The 15,977-nt window shown below is 72.1% G+C and carries 11 protein-coding genes; 8 read left to right on the top strand and 3 right to left on the bottom strand.

Annotation, left to right across the window (positions count from 1 at the left end):
* Nucleotides 1–222 precede the first annotated feature (222 nt).
* Nucleotides 223–5,412, bottom strand: coding sequence for a DEAD/DEAH box helicase (locus tag ABZ857_RS07205; protein WP_357038879.1), 5,190 nt, complete (start codon nt 5,410–5,412; stop codon nt 223–225).
* 419 nt (nt 5,413–5,831) lie between these two features.
* Here ABZ857_RS07205 and ABZ857_RS07200 point away from each other — a divergent pair, with 419 nt between their 5' ends.
* From ABZ857_RS07200 to ABZ857_RS07180, 5 genes are all read left to right on the top strand, one after another.
* Nucleotides 5,832–6,026, top strand: a complete 195-nt coding sequence (locus tag ABZ857_RS07200; RefSeq protein WP_357038876.1) for a DUF3046 domain-containing protein — start codon at nt 5,832–5,834, stop codon at nt 6,024–6,026.
* 204 nt (nt 6,027–6,230) lie between these two features.
* Nucleotides 6,231–6,662, top strand: a complete 432-nt coding sequence (locus tag ABZ857_RS07195) for a hypothetical protein (RefSeq protein WP_357038873.1) — start codon at nt 6,231–6,233, stop codon at nt 6,660–6,662.
* Nucleotides 6,659–6,967: a transcriptional regulator gene (locus tag ABZ857_RS07190; protein ID WP_357038870.1), complete on the top strand. Its 309-nt coding sequence runs from the start codon at nt 6,659–6,661 to the stop codon at nt 6,965–6,967. Before ABZ857_RS07195 ends, ABZ857_RS07190 begins: the two co-directional genes overlap by 4 nt.
* Entirely contained in the window at nt 6,960–7,838 is an 879-nt protein-coding gene (locus ABZ857_RS07185) for an ATP-binding cassette domain-containing protein (protein ID WP_357038867.1), read from the top strand. The genes ABZ857_RS07190 and ABZ857_RS07185 overlap by 8 nt, the downstream gene beginning before the upstream one ends.
* Nucleotides 7,835–8,920: an ABC transporter permease gene (locus tag ABZ857_RS07180; RefSeq protein ID WP_357038864.1), complete on the top strand. Its 1,086-nt coding sequence runs from the start codon at nt 7,835–7,837 to the stop codon at nt 8,918–8,920. The genes ABZ857_RS07185 and ABZ857_RS07180 overlap by 4 nt, the downstream gene beginning before the upstream one ends.
* 25 nt (nt 8,921–8,945) lie before the next feature.
* On the opposite strand, the gene ABZ857_RS07175 is transcribed toward ABZ857_RS07180, so the two are convergent.
* Entirely contained in the window at nt 8,946–9,221 is a 276-nt protein-coding gene (locus tag ABZ857_RS07175) for a hypothetical protein (protein ID WP_357038862.1), read from the bottom strand.
* Nucleotides 9,222–9,553: 332 nt separating this feature from the next.
* Here ABZ857_RS07175 and recA point away from each other — a divergent pair, with 332 nt between their 5' ends.
* The 3 genes from recA (at nt 9,554) to rny (ending at nt 13,807) form a co-directional block, all read left to right on the top strand.
* Nucleotides 9,554–10,654 carry a recombinase RecA gene (recA, locus tag ABZ857_RS07170; protein WP_357038859.1) on the top strand — a complete coding sequence of 367 codons (1,101 nt, stop codon included), beginning with the start codon at nt 9,554–9,556 and terminating at the stop codon, nt 10,652–10,654.
* A 626-nt stretch (nt 10,655–11,280) separates the two neighbouring features.
* On the top strand, nt 11,281–11,904 hold the full coding sequence (gene recX, locus ABZ857_RS07165; RefSeq protein WP_357039371.1) for a recombination regulator RecX: 624 nt from the start codon (nt 11,281–11,283) through the stop codon (nt 11,902–11,904).
* Nucleotides 11,905–12,184: 280 nt separating this feature from the next.
* Nucleotides 12,185–13,807, top strand: a complete 1,623-nt coding sequence (gene rny / locus ABZ857_RS07160; RefSeq protein ID WP_357038856.1) for a ribonuclease Y — start codon at nt 12,185–12,187, stop codon at nt 13,805–13,807.
* 337 nt (nt 13,808–14,144) lie between these two features.
* Here rny and ABZ857_RS07155 read toward each other — a convergent pair whose 3' ends face one another.
* Nucleotides 14,145–15,860, bottom strand: coding sequence for a hypothetical protein (locus tag ABZ857_RS07155; protein WP_357038853.1), 1,716 nt, complete (start codon nt 15,858–15,860; stop codon nt 14,145–14,147).
* Nucleotides 15,861–15,977 lie beyond the last annotated feature (117 nt).

Below are 15,977 nucleotides of genomic sequence, written 5' to 3'. Positions count from 1 at the left end.
ACGGCGGATCCGGGGCGGCTGTGAAAAGCCCGGCGATACTCCATCGGAGTCACGCCGACGGACTTCGCGGGGTTCGCCGTGCACCGGCTGGGAACGGCCGCGACATTCCAGATCTTCGGCGCGGGCATCGTCGTCGTCTCCGCCGGCACCCTGGTGGCGGCCGTGGCACGGCACCGTGCCCCGACGCGGACCGACGGCGTGACGACGTCGGCCGGCCCTCGGTCAGGCGCGGATGCGCAGACCACGGGGGGTGGGGTGGAACCCGGCCGCTTCCAGGGCCTCTGCCAGGGGTGAGTCGGCGATGGCGGTGCCGTCCGCCCGCTCGACCGTCAGCTTCCCCAGCGCCCCCCGCTTCACCGCGACGGCCAGGGCCTGCACGGCCGGCCGCAGGTCCTCCTCCGGCCCGGACGAGAGCAGGGTCTTCCCACCGCGCTCGACGTAGAGGATCAGCGCACCCTCCACCAGCACCACCAGCGCGCCGGCCTTGCGGCCCGGCTTGTGGGTCACGTCGTCCGTGCGGTCCGGCCAGGGCAGGGCCGCGCCGTACGGGTTGGCCGGGTCGGTCGCCGCGAGCACGACCACACGGCGGGACGGCGGCGGGGCGGGGATCGACCACAGGTCCTCGGCCGGAGCGGGATGCGGGGAGGACATGGCGCGCATGCGATCGACCGCACCCGGCAGGGCGAACTGCGCGCCGCCCAGGCCCTCGACGAAGTAGCCCCGGCGGCACCGGCCGCTCTCCTCGAAGGCGCGCAACACCTGGTAGACGGCGGAGAACCCACCGGGCAGGCGCTCGGCCGTGACGCCGCCCCTGGTCAGCACGCCGTGCCGTTCCAGCAGGACTTCGGCCTGCGCGTGCGCTCGCTGGGTGGCGTCGGCCGACGGCGAGGGCAGCAGCCACCATCGGCCGCTCACGGTCGGCGGGCCGCTTCTCGTCGGCAGCACCGCGCGGCGGCGCCTGGTCGCCGCCGGACGGTGGGCGGGCCGTCCGGTGCCCAGCGTCGAGCGGAGCGGGGCGAGCGTGTCACCGGTGATCCGGCCCGCCCAGACGAGGTCCCACAGCGCCGCCGCGAGTGTCGTGTCGTCCGGCACCGCGCTCGCACGCGCGACGCCCGCCGCCCCCTCCGGGACACGGCCGAGGATTCTGGCCCGGCGGGCCGAGGCGGCGTCCAGGCCGGATGGGGGCGGCGCGTCGTCGCCGAGCGCCGCCGCCGCGACCCGGTTGGACAGCTCGCGGAAGAACAGCGCACCGCCCCCGCTGAGGATCTCCAGGATCTGCTCGTGCAGCGGAGTCATGGTGATCTCCGAAGGAGCGGGGAGCAGCAGAGGTGCGGTGTCGGCGAAGTAGAGACCGACCCACCCGTCGCCGCCGGGCAGGGACCCCTGGCCCACCCAGACGACCTCCCCGGACGAGGTCAGCTCGTCGAGCAGGGCGGGGGAGTATCCGGGCACTCGCGCGGGGAGCACCAGCGACTCCAGTGCGGACGCGGGGACGGCCGCTCCCTGCAACCGTTCGATCGCCGTGATGAGAGCGTCCATGGCCCGCGCCGAGCCGTGGCCCTCCTGCCGGACCGGACCCGCATGCCATCCCTCGGGCCGCGCGGGGTCGTCCTGCCGCGCCGGACGCCCCCGCCCGCCCTGAGCCCACTGCGCGTTGCCGTTCCCGCCCTGCCCATCGCCGGTCGGCGTGACGCTCTGCGGTGTGATGCCGTGCCAGGCGGGCAGGAACGCCGCCAGCGTCTCCGGGGGGACCGGTTCGACCTCCTTGCGGAGCCGCGCCAGCGACCGGCGCCGCAGCAGCCGAAGCACCCCGGCGTCGCACCACTCCTCGCCCCTGCCCCCGGGGCGGAACTCGCCCGCGACCACCCTGCCCGCCGCCGCGAGACGGCGCAGCGCCTCGTCCACCACCGCGACGCCCACGCCGAAGCGCGCGGCGGCCGTGCCGGAGGAGAACGGCCCGCGGGTGCGGGCGTGGCGCGCGACCAGGTCACCGAGCGGATCGGGAGCGGCGGCCCGGCCCGGTCCGCCGGGCCCACCGGCGAGGGGCGCTTCGAGGAACTCGTGCGGGACGCCCACCGGCAACGGCACCCCGAGCGCGTCGCGCAGGCGCCAGGCGTCCTCCACCGCGGCCCATTGCTCGTGGCCCGCCACGCGCACCCGGATGGCCCGGCGGGCCCGTTCCAGGTCGGCGAGCCAGGCGGGGTCGCCCTCGCGGATCGAGACGTCCTGGGCGAGCAGCGGGCCGTGCGAGCGCAGCAGGTCGGCCAGATCCTCGGCGTCGCGCAACGGCCTGTCCAGCCGCGCCAGCTCCCGCTCGGTCTCGGCGACGACATCCGGGTCGAGCAGCTCCCGCAGGTCGGCCTGCCCCATGAGCTCGGCGAGGAGCGCGGTGTCGAGGGCGAGTGCCTGCGCCCGCCGCTCGGCCAGCGGCGCGTCACCCTCGTACATGAACGCGCCGATGTAGTTGAACAGCAGCGACGCCGCGAACGGGGACGCCTGGGAGGTCTCCACCTCGACCACCCGCACCCGGCGGGCGGCGACGTCCCGCATGAGCTCCACCAGGCCCGGCACGTCGAAGACGTCCTGCAGGCACTCGCGCATCGTCTCCAGCACGACCGGGAACCCGGCGTACTTGCTCGCTACCCCGAGCAGGTGGGCCGCCCGCTGGCGCTGCTGCCACAGGGGACTGCGCCTGCCGGGCGAGCGGCGGGGCAGCAGGAGGGCGCGTCCGGCGCACTCCCGGAACCGGGAGGCGAACAGGGCGGAGCCCCCCAGCTCCTCGATCACGACCTGCTCGATCTCCTCGGCGTCGAACACCGCGACGTCGGTCGGCGCGTCCTCGAAGGTGTCGGGCACGCGCAGCACGATCCCGTCGTCGGAGTGGACGGCCTGGACGTCGACGCCGTACCGCTCGCGCAGCCGCCGTCCGATGGCGAGCGCCCAGGGGGCGTGGACCCGCGCGCCGAAGGGGGAGTGGATCACCACACGCCAGTCGCCCAGCTCGTCGTGGAACCGCTCGACCACGAGCGTGCGGTCGTCGGGCACATAGCCCGTCGCCTCCCGCTGCTCGGTCAGGTAGGCGAGCAGGTTGCCGACGGCGTAGTCGTCGAGCCCCGCCGCGCGGATCCGCTCGCGCGCCGCCGCCCCGTCGCCCCGGCCGCCCGCTCCGGCGGCCGACAGCTCACGGAGGAACGCGCCGATCGCCCGGCCCAGCTCGGCGGGGCGGCCAGGTGCGTCCCCGTGCCAGAACGGCAGCTTGCCCGGTTGCCCGGGGGCGGGGGAGACCAGGACCCGGTCGGCGGTGATGTCCTCGATCCGCCACGAGGTCGCGCCCAGCACGAACACGTCGCCGACGCGGGACTCGTAGACCATCTCCTCGTCCAGCTCGCCCACGCGCGACGCCTTGTCGCCCACCAGGAACACGCCGAACAGCCCGCGGTCGGGGATGGTGCCCCCGTTCGTCACCGCCAGCCGCTGGGCCCCGGGACGGCCATGGAGGGTGCCCGTCACCCGGTCCCACACGATGCGAGGCCGCAGTTCGGCGAACTCCTCGCTCGGGTAGCGCCCGGCGAGCATGTCGAGCGTCGCCTCCAGCGCGCCGCGCGGCAGCGTGGCGTACGGCGCGGCCCGGCGCACCAGCGTCTCCAGCGAGTCGACCGTCCACTCGTCGAGCGCGGTCATCGCGACGATCTGCTGGGCCAGCACGTCGAGGGGATTGCGCGGATAGCGGATCTCCTCGATCTGCCCCGTACGCATGCGCTCGGCCACGACGGCCGTCTGGACCAGGTCGCCCCGGTACTTGGGGAAGATCACGCCTCGGGAAACGGCCCCGACCTGGTGCCCGGCGCGGCCGATGCGCTGCAGGCCGCTCGCCACGCTGGGCGGCGCCTCGACACAGGCCACCAGGTCGACCGACCCCATGTCGATGCCCAGCTCCAGGCTGGAGGTGGCGACCACCGCAGGCAGGCGGCCCGACTTCAGCGCCTCCTCGATCTGGGACCGCTCCTCCTTGGAGACGGAGCCGTGATGCGCCCGCACCACCTCGGGGATCGCGCCGCCCGAGGCTCCCGCCTGGGCCATCATCTCCGACGGCATGGCCGCCGGGCTGGTCCGCCGGGCATCCCCGCGCTGGGCATCAGGCCATAGAGCGTCCGTCCGCCCGGTGTCTTCGTGCGCGCTGTCCCCGTGCGTGCTGTCTTTGTACGTGCTGTCTTCGTGCGCGCTGTCCCCGCGCTCGGCGTCCGCGTGTTGGGTGTCAGATCCTTCGCGCCGGTCCGACCACTGCGCGTGCAACTCCTCGAAGGCCTCCGCCCAGTGGGCCGGATCCGCCTGGCCCGGACCCTCGCCCCGCGCGTGGGCGGTCCGGCGTTCCCAGGCGAGCTCGTTGAGCCGGGTGCACAGGCGCTCCGACAGACGACGCGAGTTGGCGAAGACGATCGTGGACCGATGGGCCTCGATCAGGTCGAGAAGGTGCTCCTCGACATGCGGCCAGATGCTCCTCCGGTGCTCCGGCGACTCGCCGTCAGCCCCGGGCGGAGGCGGCGCAAGCTCGGTCATGTCCTCCACCGGGACCACGACGTCGACCTCGATGACCTTCTCGGAGGGCGGCTGCACGACCGTGGCCGGGCGGGACCCGCCGAGGAACGTCGCCACCTCCTCGACCGGCCGTACGGTCGCCGACAGTCCGATGCGCTGGGCCGGAGCGGGCAGCAGGGCGTCGAGCCGCTCCAGCGTCAGCGCGAGGTGCGCCCCGCGCTTGGTCCCCGCGACGGCGTGGACCTCGTCCACGATCACGGTCTCGACGCCGCGCAGCGCCTCGCGCGCCTGCGAGGTGAGGATCAGGAACAGGGACTCGGGCGTCGTGATCAGGATGTCGGAGGGCCGGGCGGCGAAGCGGCGCCGGTCCTCGGCCGCGGTGTCTCCGGAGCGGATGGCCACCGAGATGTCAGAGGCGGGCAGTCCCATCCGCAGCGCCGTCTGCCGGATGCCCGTGAGCGGGGCCCGCAGGTTCCGCTCGACGTCCACCGCGAGGGCCTTCAGGGGGGAGACGTACACGACCCGGCACTGCCGGGGCGGATCCCCGTCCTTCCGGCCGCGTCGCGCGCCGCCGCGGCCGACGGCCCGCCCCGCCACAGGTTCGCCGTGCCGCTCCGCGCCGGTTCCGCCGTGCCGCTCCTCCTGCGCCGCCACGTTTCGCGGCGAGGCCGGGACCGCCGTGTGCTCGACGGCGAGGCGATCGATGGCCCACAGGAAGGCGGCGAGCGTCTTGCCGGACCCGGTGGGAGCGACCACGAGCGTGTTCTCGCCCCGCGCGATCGACGACCACGCGCCCTCCTGCGCGGTGGTCGGCGTCGCGAAGGCGCCGGCGAACCACTCCCTGGTCACCGGGCTGAAGCAGTCGAGCGCACCCACCTGCCCATCATGCATCGCCCCACCGACAGAAAACGCCGTGCCGCCATCCCGTCACCAGGTGAGCGGCAAGAGTGGGGCAAGGCGGCCCCGGCAGGCGTGATCCCGTGCGACGTGACGACATGGTCCGGCGGAGGGAGAACGACATGCCCGGCGGGGGAGCCGTATCGACCGGCAGGACCGCGCCCGCCAGGCCCGCCAGCCGTGGCACGAGGGCCTGCGGGCGGACCGCGCGGAACGGGTCAGCCGGCGAAGACGGCTGCTGTTCCAGGACCCGGACGGCGCCCGGCTGGAACTGCTCGCCGACCCGCTCGGCGAGATGTACGGCACCCGCGTCACGTGACGCCGCCTCCCGCCGGCGGAAGCGATCGCGGCGCAGCGGCCGGGACGGCTCATCCCGGCCGCGGCGTCATACTGAACGCATGCGCCTCACAGACTTCTGGAACAGGATGCGCCGCCACTTCGGCGAGGCGTACGCGGAGTCGTGGGCGAAGGACTACGTCATCGCCGGGCTCGGCGGGCGCACGGTCGAGCAGGCCCTCGCGGAGGGCGTGGCGGCCAAGCAGGTCTGGCAGGCCGTCTGCCAGGAGGTCGACGTGGACCCCAAGCTACGCTGACCCCCTTTCTCCGCCTGCCGGCAGACCGCGCCGGCGGCTACCGCTCGGCGGCGGTCTCCGCCGACTCCACCACGTGACCACGGCGGCGTGACCCCGTCACGTGCCGCTCCGTCCATCACCCCTGTGCTCCGTCGCCTACGGCAACCACTTGAACGTCGGTTGAGTGCTTGCTAGCGTGTTGAGCGGATGAACACGGAGGAAGCAGTGAGCGGAGACCATTTCACTCCGGATGAGGCTCTCCAGGAGATCGGGCGCGTGGGGCGGCGGGTCCGGCATTCCTCGCGCGGGCCCGGACGGGCGTACCTGTTCGTGGGACTGGCCACGATGGTCTACTGGCCGGCGATATTCCTCGGCGGCCATCCGCTGCCGTTGATCGCAGGGCTCGGGTGGATCGTGCTGACGGTCGCCCTGTGCGTGTACTGGGCCCGCCTGCGGGTCCACGACCGGCTGATGAAGCGGATCAACGGGCCGGTCTCGGCCGCGTACGTGGCGACGATGCTGGCACCGTTCGTCGTCGGTGTCTGGCTGTTGCCCGATCGGCCCACGGCGGGCTGGACGGCGGTGTTCGCCGCGCTGTCGGTGCTCGCCGGGCTGCCCCTGGTGTACGGCGGCCTCCGCGTGACGAGGAACCGATGACCGCCCACCCGCGCCACGAGCTCGACGAGATCATCCACGCGCCGGTGCGGCTTTCGATCGTGGCTGCTCTGGCCGCGGCCGACAAGGCCGACTTCCGGTTCCTCCGCGACACCATCGAGGTCAGTGACTCGCTGCTCAGCAAGCACATCCTCACGCTAGAAGAGGCCGGCTACGTCCGGGTGGAGAAGACCTTCGTCGGCAAGCGCGCGCGGACCTGGCTCTCGCTGACCGATCGGGGGCGTACGGCCTTCGACACATACATGGACGTTCTGCGACGAATTGTGGAGGCGACCCCCCGTGCTTGAGATCGACGGCCTGCGCAAACGCTATGGAGACAAGACCGCCCTCGACGGGGTCGGCTTCACCGTACGGCCGGGCGAGACGTTCGGGTTCGTCGGCGCCAACGGCGCGGGCAAGACGACGACGATGCGGATCATCATGGGCGTGCTCGACGCCGACTCCGGCGAGGTGCGCCTCGACGGGCGCCCGGTGACGTACGACGCCCGCCGCACGTTCGGCTACATGCCGGAGGAGCGCGGCCTCTACCAGAAGATGAAGGTCGCCGAGCAGATCGAATACTTCGGCAGGCTCCACGGGCTCGCCCCGGCCACCGCGCGCTCGGCCACCGCCGCCCTGATCGAACGGCTCGGCCTGGTCGAGCGGCGCGACGACGCCGTGGAGGCGCTGTCGCTCGGCAACCAGCAGCGGGTGCAGCTCGCCGTCGCGCTCGTCCACGAGCCGGCGGTCCTGATCCTCGACGAGCCGTTCTCGGGCCTCGACCCGCTGGCGGTCGACGCGCTCGCGGAGGTGCTCAAGGACCGCGCCGCCGCGGGCGTGCCGGTGATCTTCTCCAGTCACCAGCTCGACCTGGTCGAACGGCTCTGCGACTCGGTCGGCATCATCTCGTCGGGCCGCATGGTGGCGTACGGACCGGTCGGCGAGCTGCGCGAGCGGGAAGGCCGCGGGGTGCTGCGAGTCGTGGTCAGGGACGCCGCGCCCGGCTGGGCCGACGGCCTGCCCGGCGAGCTGACCCGCGAGGGCGGCCGCGACGTCCTGCTGTGCGAGGAGGGCGACGACCAGGACATCCTGCGTACGGCGATCGGGGCGGGCAGGGTGGAGCACTTCGGCCGCAGGCAGCCGACGCTGGCCGAGATCTTCAGGGAGGCGGTGGCATGAACGGGCTGTGGCTGGTGGCCCAGCGGGAGATCCGCACGCGCATCCGGACCAGGTCGTACCTGATCAGTCTGGCGGTCAGCGCGGTCCTGGTGGCGGCGCTCGCGTTCCTGCCCAAGGTGCTGGGCGGCGACGACACCTACGACGTCGGCGTGGTGGGCGACGCGCCCCCGCCCGCAGCTCAGCTCGCGTACTCGCGGTATCCGGACGAGGCGGCCGCGCGGAAGGCCGTGATCGACGGGGACCTCGACGCGGCCCTGATCAACGGGGACAAGGTCCTCGCGAACGGCGAACTCGACCAGCGGCTGGGGTTGATCCTGGAGAGCGCCCACCGCGACGCCCAGATCAAGGCGGCCGGTCTCACGATCACGCCGCTGACGGTGGAGTCGGTCGGCGCCGACGCCCGCTACCAGGGCGTGCGCACCGGCATCGCCACGCTGATCGTGATGGTGCTGTTCTTCCTGCTCATCTACTCCTCGATGTTCGTCGCCATGGGCGTGGTGGAGGAGAAGGGCAGCCGCATCGTGGAGATCCTGCTCACCTCGGTGCGTCCCTGGCAGCTCCTGGGCGGCAAGATCGTCGGACTGGGCTCGCTGGGGCTGGTCAACCTCGTCGTGGTCATCGCCGCCGGTCTGTCGGCGTCGTTCGCGACCGGCTTCACGGCCGACCTGCCGCCCGGAACAGGGGGAATCGTGGTCAGCGCGGTCGTCTGGTTCGTGCTGGGCTACGCCTTCTTCTCGGCGCTCGCCGCCGCCTTCGGCTCCCTGGTGTCACGGCAGGAGGAGCTCAACAGCGTCCTGACGCCGATGACCATGCTCATGACGCTCACCTACCTGACGGCCTACTTCGCCGCCGTCGAGCCGGCGGGCACGGTCGCGCGCGTGCTGTCGTTCGTGCCGCCGTTCTCCTCGATGGTCATGCCCGTGCGTACGGCGGCCGCCGACGTGCCGATGGGGGAGATCCTCATCGCCGGAGCGCTCATGGTCGTGGCCGTGGTGGCCGTCCTGCTGGGCGCGGCCCGGGTCTACCGGCGGGCGGTGCTCCGCACCGGCGCCAGGGTCAAGCTGGGCGAGGTCGTCCGCTGACCGGGCGGGGGCGTCAGCCGGAGGATCAGGGGTGCCGGGAGAGCGTCCGGCCGATCAGTTCGGCCGCACGGCCGGGATCGTCGGCGCTCTCCTGGCCGCCCGGGGCCCACAGGAACATCCACCCTTCCGCGGCGGGCGTCGCGAAGACGATCGTCTGCCTGCCGGTGCCCGGGTGCCAGACGGACAGGACCGGATCGTCCGTGCCGAGCAGTCGCGCGGAGAGGCCGTGCTCGGGGAGCCGCGCCGCCAGCGCCTCAAGGTGGGCCAGGCGCTGTCCGCTGTAGTCGCCGGTGCCCGTCACGTGGCCCCTCCAGCGGGAGATCCAGCTTTGCTACAAGGATCGTCCCAGGTCAGCGCGCTGACAACCATGGCAGAGTAACGCCCGGGAATGTAACGGCGCGGTTGGGGTCCCGTTCGCCCGCCGCGCGGGGCGGCGGTTCGGGCATGTGATCGAACAGTCGTTCGGCTATATTGGACTGGTCGCCGCCGGGGTGCGCGCCGTCACGGCGCCGGGGCGCGACAGACTCCCGGCCCGCCTTTCGGGGCGGCGTGCGGGAAGCTCCGGAAAATGTCGGTGGCACCCCGTAGCTTTTCGGTGACCGATGCAGACGACCACCCTCCAGGGGGCACCCAATGGCAATCAACGACCGCGAGAAGGCCCTTGAGACCGCCCTCGCGCAAATCGAGCGGCAGTTCGGCAAGGGCAGCGTCATGCGCCTCGGAGACGACGCGCGTGCCCCGGTCGAGGTCATCCCCACCGGTTCTATCGCTCTCGACGTCGCCCTCGGCATCGGCGGCTACCCCCGCGGCAGGATCGTCGAGGTGTACGGCCCCGAGTCCTCCGGTAAGACGACGGTCTCCCTGCACGCGGTGGCCAACGCCCAGAGGGGCGGCGGCATCGCCGCGTTCATCGACGCCGAGCACGCCCTCGACCCCGAGTACGCGAAGAAGCTGGGGGTCGACGTCGACGCGTTGCTCGTCTCCCAGCCGGACACCGGTGAGCAGGCACTCGAGATCGCGGACATGCTGATCCGCTCCGGCGCCGTCGACATCATCGTGATCGACTCGGTGGCGGCCCTCGTGCCGAAGGCCGAGATCGAGGGCGAGATGGGCGACAGCCACGTCGGCCTCCAGGCCCGCCTCATGTCGCAGGCCCTGCGCAAGGTCGCCGGCGCCCTGAACCAGACCCGGACGACCGCCATCTTCATCAACCAGCTCCGCGAGAAGATCGGCGTCATGTTCGGAAGCCCCGAGACCACCACGGGTGGTAAGGCGCTGAAGTTCTACGCGTCGGTGCGGCTGGACGTGCGCAGGATCGAGACGCTCAAGGACGGCACCGAGCCGGTCGGCAACCGGACCCGGGTGAAGGTCGTCAAGAACAAGATGGCCCCGCCCTTCCGTCAGGCCGACTTCGACATCCTGTACGGCATCGGCATCTCCCGCGAGGGCGGGCTGATCGACATGGGCGTCGAGCACGGGTTCGTGCGCAAGGCCGGCGCCTGGTACACGTACGAGGGCGACCAGCTCGGGCAGGGCAAGGAGAACGCCCGCAACTTCCTGAAGAACAACCCCGACATCGCCAACGAGATCGAGAAGAAGATCAAGGAGAAGCTCGGTGTCGGGCCGCGGCTCGACACGCCGAGCGAGCCGCCCGCCGCTCCGGCGGCGCCGCCCGCCCCCACGTCCGGCAGGGGAAGCAAGGCGGCCAGCGCGCCCAAGCCGGGTGACGTCTGAGCGCAGGCATGAGGCGCGACGAGCCCCCCGGCGCGGACGACGAGATCGGGCCGGGGGACTGGAACTCGGGACCCTGGGGGCCGGCCGACGAGCCGCCCGGGTCGGCCGAGGACGCGTCCGCGACGATCGCCGCCCTGCGTGCGGAGATCCGCAGACGCGAGACCCGCGTTGACGCAGGCCCCGACGACGCCGGGAAGAACAACACCTGGAAGAACGGCACCGGGAAGAACAACACCTGGGAGAACGACGCCGGGAAGAACGGCACCTGGGAGACCGGTGCCCGCGGGCCGGCACGCTCCGGCGGCGAAGGCCGCCGGGCTCGCCGAGGACGCCGTTCGGGCGAGTTCGACGCCCGGGGCCGTGCCCAGGATCCGGACCAGCCCGAGAGCTTCGGCGGGGCCGAGGGCTTCGGCGGGGCCGAGAGCTTCGATGGTGCCTTCCGCGACGAGCGCGGCTTCGGCGACTCGGACGGCTTCCGCGGCGGGCGCGGCTCGCGCGATTCCGGCGGCGCCGAGAGCTTCGGCGGTGGCGGCTTCTGGGGGCGGGACGACGCGGGTCGGGAGGCCGGCGGGGCCGGAGGGCGGCGTCGTCAGGGACGTAGCCGTCGGCGGGGCGACCGGCCAGGGCTGAGGGACCAGGGGGCGCCGGGAGAGCGGGGGACGCCGAGAGACCGGGGAGAGCGTGAGCGGTCCGGCGGATGGCTTCCCGACGGGCCGCAGGAGGGCACGGCGGCGAGCGCGGGGCCGTCGGCCGACCCCGAGGCGGTGGCCAGAGCCATCTGCCTGCGGTTGCTGACGATGGCGCCCAGGACCCGGGCCCAGCTCGCGGAGGCCCTGCGCAAGCGGGACGTGCCCGAGGACGCGGCGAACGCCGTGCTGGAGCGGTTCTCGGAGGTCGGGCTCATCGACGACGAGGCGTTCGCCGCCGCCTGGGTGAGCTCCCGGCACGCCGGTCGCGGGCTCGCCCGCCGCGCGCTCGCCCAGGAACTGCGGCAGCGCGGCGTGGCCGAGGAGACGGTCAAGGACGCCGTCGAGCGACTCGATCCGGACGAGGAGGCAGAGACCGCGCGCAGGCTGGTGGATCGAAAACTGGCCGCCACCCGCGGGGTGGAGCCGCAGGCGCGCATGCGAAGATTGGTCGGCATGCTGGCCCGCAAGGGCTACTCGCCGGGCCTTGCCTTCCGGGTGGTCCGAGAGGCGATCGAGGCCGAAGGCAGCCCGTCAGATGGGCTTCCGGATACCTTCGAGTGAGCCATAGCACCACGCAAAAGTCACTTGACAGGGCATCTTTGCTTGCTCGTTACCTCTCTGACGCTTAATCTCGACCGCAGTGAGGAGTTACTCCGCGCAGCGCGGATTGCCATAACGGTGTACCACGACGGACGAGAGACATTGACCGGCCTTCGGGCCATATCGGTCGCCCCTCGGGGTGCCCGGGCATTGCGACGATATTTGTCCTGGTGACGCCACCGGGCGCTGCCGTGCTGCGCGTGTGACCTCTGCCAAGAGTTGTCGTGAGGGGTGAGCGCGCATGGACACGATCGTGATCGTTCTTGCGGTTGCGGTGGTGCTGCTGGCTCTCGTGATGATCGCCGCCCTCGTCATAGTCATGCGCCGCACCGGCGTCGTCGCACCGTCCGGCCCCTCGCCCGAGCAGCTCGCCGAGGTGAAGGCCGAGGTCAACGAGGAACTCGACCGGGCCAGACGCGAGGCCGAGGAGATCCGCACGAAGGCGGAGCGTGACGCGGGGGAGATTCTCAGGAAGTCGGAGACACTCGCCGAGAGCGCCGCGCTGATGCGCAAGGAGGTCGAGGAGGAGGCGCGGATCCTCAAGACGGAGCTCAAGGAGCTGCGCTCCGACCTCGAACGGCGTGAGAACCGGCTGGCCGAGCGGGAGCAGCGGCTCGACGAGGAGGCGCGCAGGCAGACCGAGCGGGCCCGCAAGCTGGCCGAGACCGAGACCGAGCTGGCCGACCGTCGCGAGGAGCTGGAGCGGGTGGCCGAGCGGCGGCAGGAGATCCTGCAGCGGGTCGCCGGCCTGACGGCCGAGCAGGCCAAGGCGGAGCTGGTCAAGGAGATCGAGAACCAGGCCAAGCGCGAGGCCGCGCTGATCGTCCGGGAGATCGAGAGCGAGGCCCGGCGGGAGGGCGAGAAGCGCGCCTGCAAGATCGTGACGCTGGCCGTGCAGCGGGTCGCCACCGAGCAGACGGCCGAGTCGGTGGTGAGCGTCCTCCACCTGCCCGGCGACGAGATGAAGGGCCGCATCATCGGCCGCGAGGGCCGCAACATCAGGGCCTTCGAGTCCACCACCGGGGTCAACCTGATCATCGACGACACGCCGGAGGCGGTGCTGCTGTCGTGTTTCGACCCGGTCCGCCGGGAGACGGCCAGGCTCACGCTGGAGAAGCTCGTGCTCGACGGCCGGATCCACCCCCAGCGCATCGAGGAGGCGTACGAGCGCAGCAAGGCCGAGGTGCGGGACCTGTGCGTGCGGGCGGGAGAGGACGCGCTGGTCGAGCTGGGCATCACCGAGATGCACCCCGAGCTGGTCACCCTGCTCGGCCAGCTCCGCTACCGCACCTCCTACGGCCAGAACGTCCTGAAGCACCTGATCGAGTCGGCGCACATCGCCGGGATCATGGCCTCCGAGCTGCGGCTCGACCGTGACCTTGTCAAGCGCTGTGCGCTCCTGCACGACATCGGCAAGGCGCTCACCCACGAGGTCGAGGGCAGCCACGCGATGATCGGCGCGGAGATCGCCCGGCGGTACGGCGAGCACGAGGACGTCGTCCACGCCATCGAGGCGCACCACAACGAGGTGGAGGTCAGGACCGTCGAGGCGGTCCTCACCCAGGCCGCGGACGCGATCAGCGGCAGCCGCCCCGGCGCCCGGCGCGAGTCCCTGGAGGCGTACGTCAAGCGGCTGGAGCGCCTGGAGGAGATCGCCCAGTCGTACGAGGGGGTGGACAAGGTCTTCGCCATGCAGGCGGGCCGGGAGATCCGGGTCATGGTCCGGCCCGAGAACGTGGACGACATCCAGGCCCAGGTCATCGCCAGGGACGTCGCCAAGCAGGTGGAGGAGGAGCTGACCTACCCCGGCCAGATCCGGATCACCGTGGTCCGCGAGTCCCGCGCCACGGAGTTCGCCCGGTAAAGCCTCGCGCGGTCAAGCCTTGCGCGGTCAAGCCTCGGCCGGTAATGCCTCGCGCGGTCAAGCCTCGGCCGGTAATGCCTCATCTGGTAGAGCCCCCGCCGGCAGGTCTCGCGCCGGCAGGTCTCGCGCCGGCGGGGCCCGCCTGACCCCGGCGCTCGTGGCGAAGGGTCCCGCTGACGGCTACCGTGCGGGCGGGTGATTGAGCCACACCCCGCCGGAGCCCAGGACGGCCCCCAGAGGGCCACATGCCCGCCAAGGCAACGGGCCCCCGCCCACTGTTGGGCGGGGGCCCGTGTCGTGCGGGGACGCCCCGGTGGGACGCCCCCTCATCGGGTCGCTAAGCCTTGAGGCTGAGCGCGTCGGCGAGGTCGTTGAGCGCCTTCGCCAGCGTCGCCTGCGTGCCGACGGAGGTGTCGAGCTGGTGGGAGACGGCCCGGAGCTGCGCCACGGCGGCCTTCTTCTGCGGACCGCTCGTGAACCGCTCGGCCCGGTCGACGAACTTCCGCACGTTGGCGGCGGTGTCGGCGGGCATGGTGCCGGTGCGCAGTGCCTGCGCGTAGTACGCGCGCACCAGCGGGAAGCTCGCCGGCCACGTCACCCGGGGCTGCTGCTGTGTGTTGAACCGGTCGAAGGTGGCCGTGGCCGCCGCGTCGATCTCGGCCTGGTCCAGGTGCTCGCTCGGGGTCAGCGCGAACGCGTCGAACCCGCGGGCGATCTCGCTGCCGTACACATGGCCGTTGTAGTAGTACGCGGACCAGAAACCACCGAGGAGCAGAGAGGCCGCGCTGACCGGGCCGCGGTCGAAGTACGCGATCTCATGCGGGTTGGCCGAGTCGGTGAAGTCGAACACCGAGACGCCGCCCTGATACCAGGCCTGGACCATGATGTCCCGGCCGGGCACGGGAACGAGCGACCCGTTGTGCGCGACGCAGTTCTCCTGGTTCGTCTGCGGCACCGGCAGCTTGTAGTAGCTGCGGAACTTCAGCTTGCCGTCGACGATGTCGAAGATGGCGTCCGCGCCCCACGACGGTTCGTCCGTGACCCGGCAACGCGCCCCGCTGCCGCCGCCCCACTCGTCCGTGAAGACGACCTTGGTCCCGTCGTTGTTGAACGTGGCCGAGTGCCAGTACGCGAAGTTCGGGTCCGTCACCGCGTCGAGCCGCTTGGGGTTGGCCGGGTCGGAGATGTCGATCAGGAGCCCGTTGCCCGCGCACGCCCCGGCCGCGAGGCCGAGCTCAGGGTAGGCCGTGATGTCGTGGCAGTGGGTGGTGACGGGCGACGGAGACCAGGCCGAGCCGGACGGGTGCCGCGGCGTCTGCGGGGTGTTCTGCAGACCGTTGATCGCCCCGGTCTCCGGGTCGGTGAACAGCCGCGGCGTGGAGACGATCGCCGCGTTCTGCGGTGCGGCCACCGGCACCTTGATGACCTCGATACGCCACTGGGCCGTGTTCGGGTCGGTCGCCGCGGTGTTGGCGCAGCCCGCGAGCTCGGAACCCGAGCGGATGCTCGCCGTGCCCTGCACGTAGACGTACACGTTGCCGGGGTCGTTCTTGCTGGTGACCAGGGTGTGCGTGTGCGAGCCGCGGCAGGTCTGGACGGCCGCCACCTGGACCGGCTTGCTGATGTCACTGATGTCGAAGACCCGGACGCCGCGGAAGCGGTCCGGGTTGACGGTGCCGCTCGCGCCCTGCGTGCCGCAGTCGATCCGGCCCCGGGTCTCCTCCACCGACATGAACAGCAGGTTGCCGTACACCGACAGGTCGCCCTGGCCGCCCGGGCACACCACAGAGGTGGTCAGGACCGGGTTCGAGGGCGTGGAGACGTCGTAGATGTTGAAACCGGTGTAGTTGCCGACGAACGCGTACTTGCCGCTGAATGCCATGTCCGAGTTCGCGTACGACGAGTTGCCCGGGCTCGAGGCCTGGTAGAAGCCCTCCGGCTTGTCCCGGTGGGCCAGAAGCTCCAGCCCCTGGCTCGCCTGCTGGGCATCCAGCCATCCGGCCCCCAGGCCGGCTCGTGGATCGGTGTCGCTCGCCATGGCCGTGGCGGGCATGAGGCCCACCAGGACCGCCCCTGCGGCGACGACTCCGACCTTCCTTAATCCAGCACGCCCCCAACGTGCTGCCGCACGGCTGATTCTCAAGGGTCGCACCCCTCCTTTTCTGGTCTT

Origin of the sequence: Microbispora sp. NPDC046933, from assembly GCF_040644635.1 — a bacterium.
Taxonomy (GTDB): domain Bacteria; phylum Actinomycetota; class Actinomycetes; order Streptosporangiales; family Streptosporangiaceae; genus Microbispora.
Note: the sequence above shows the minus strand (reverse complement) of the source record. Positions and strands in the feature narration are given on the sequence as shown.

Coding starts and splice junctions, on each gene's coding strand:
- ABZ857_RS07200 (WP_357038876.1), top strand. CDS start 5,832: ATGCGCCTCACAGACTTCTGGAACAGGATGCGCCGCCACTTCGGCGAG.
- ABZ857_RS07190 (WP_357038870.1), top strand. CDS start 6,659: ATGACCGCCCACCCGCGCCACGAGCTCGACGAGATCATCCACGCGCCG.
- ABZ857_RS07180 (WP_357038864.1), top strand. CDS start 7,835: ATGAACGGGCTGTGGCTGGTGGCCCAGCGGGAGATCCGCACGCGCATC.
- recA (WP_357038859.1), top strand. CDS start 9,554: ATGGCAATCAACGACCGCGAGAAGGCCCTTGAGACCGCCCTCGCGCAA.
- rny (WP_357038856.1), top strand. CDS start 12,185: ATGGACACGATCGTGATCGTTCTTGCGGTTGCGGTGGTGCTGCTGGCT.
- ABZ857_RS07155 (WP_357038853.1), bottom strand. CDS start 15,860: ATGCCCGCCACGGCCATGGCGAGCGACACCGATCCACGAGCCGGCCTG.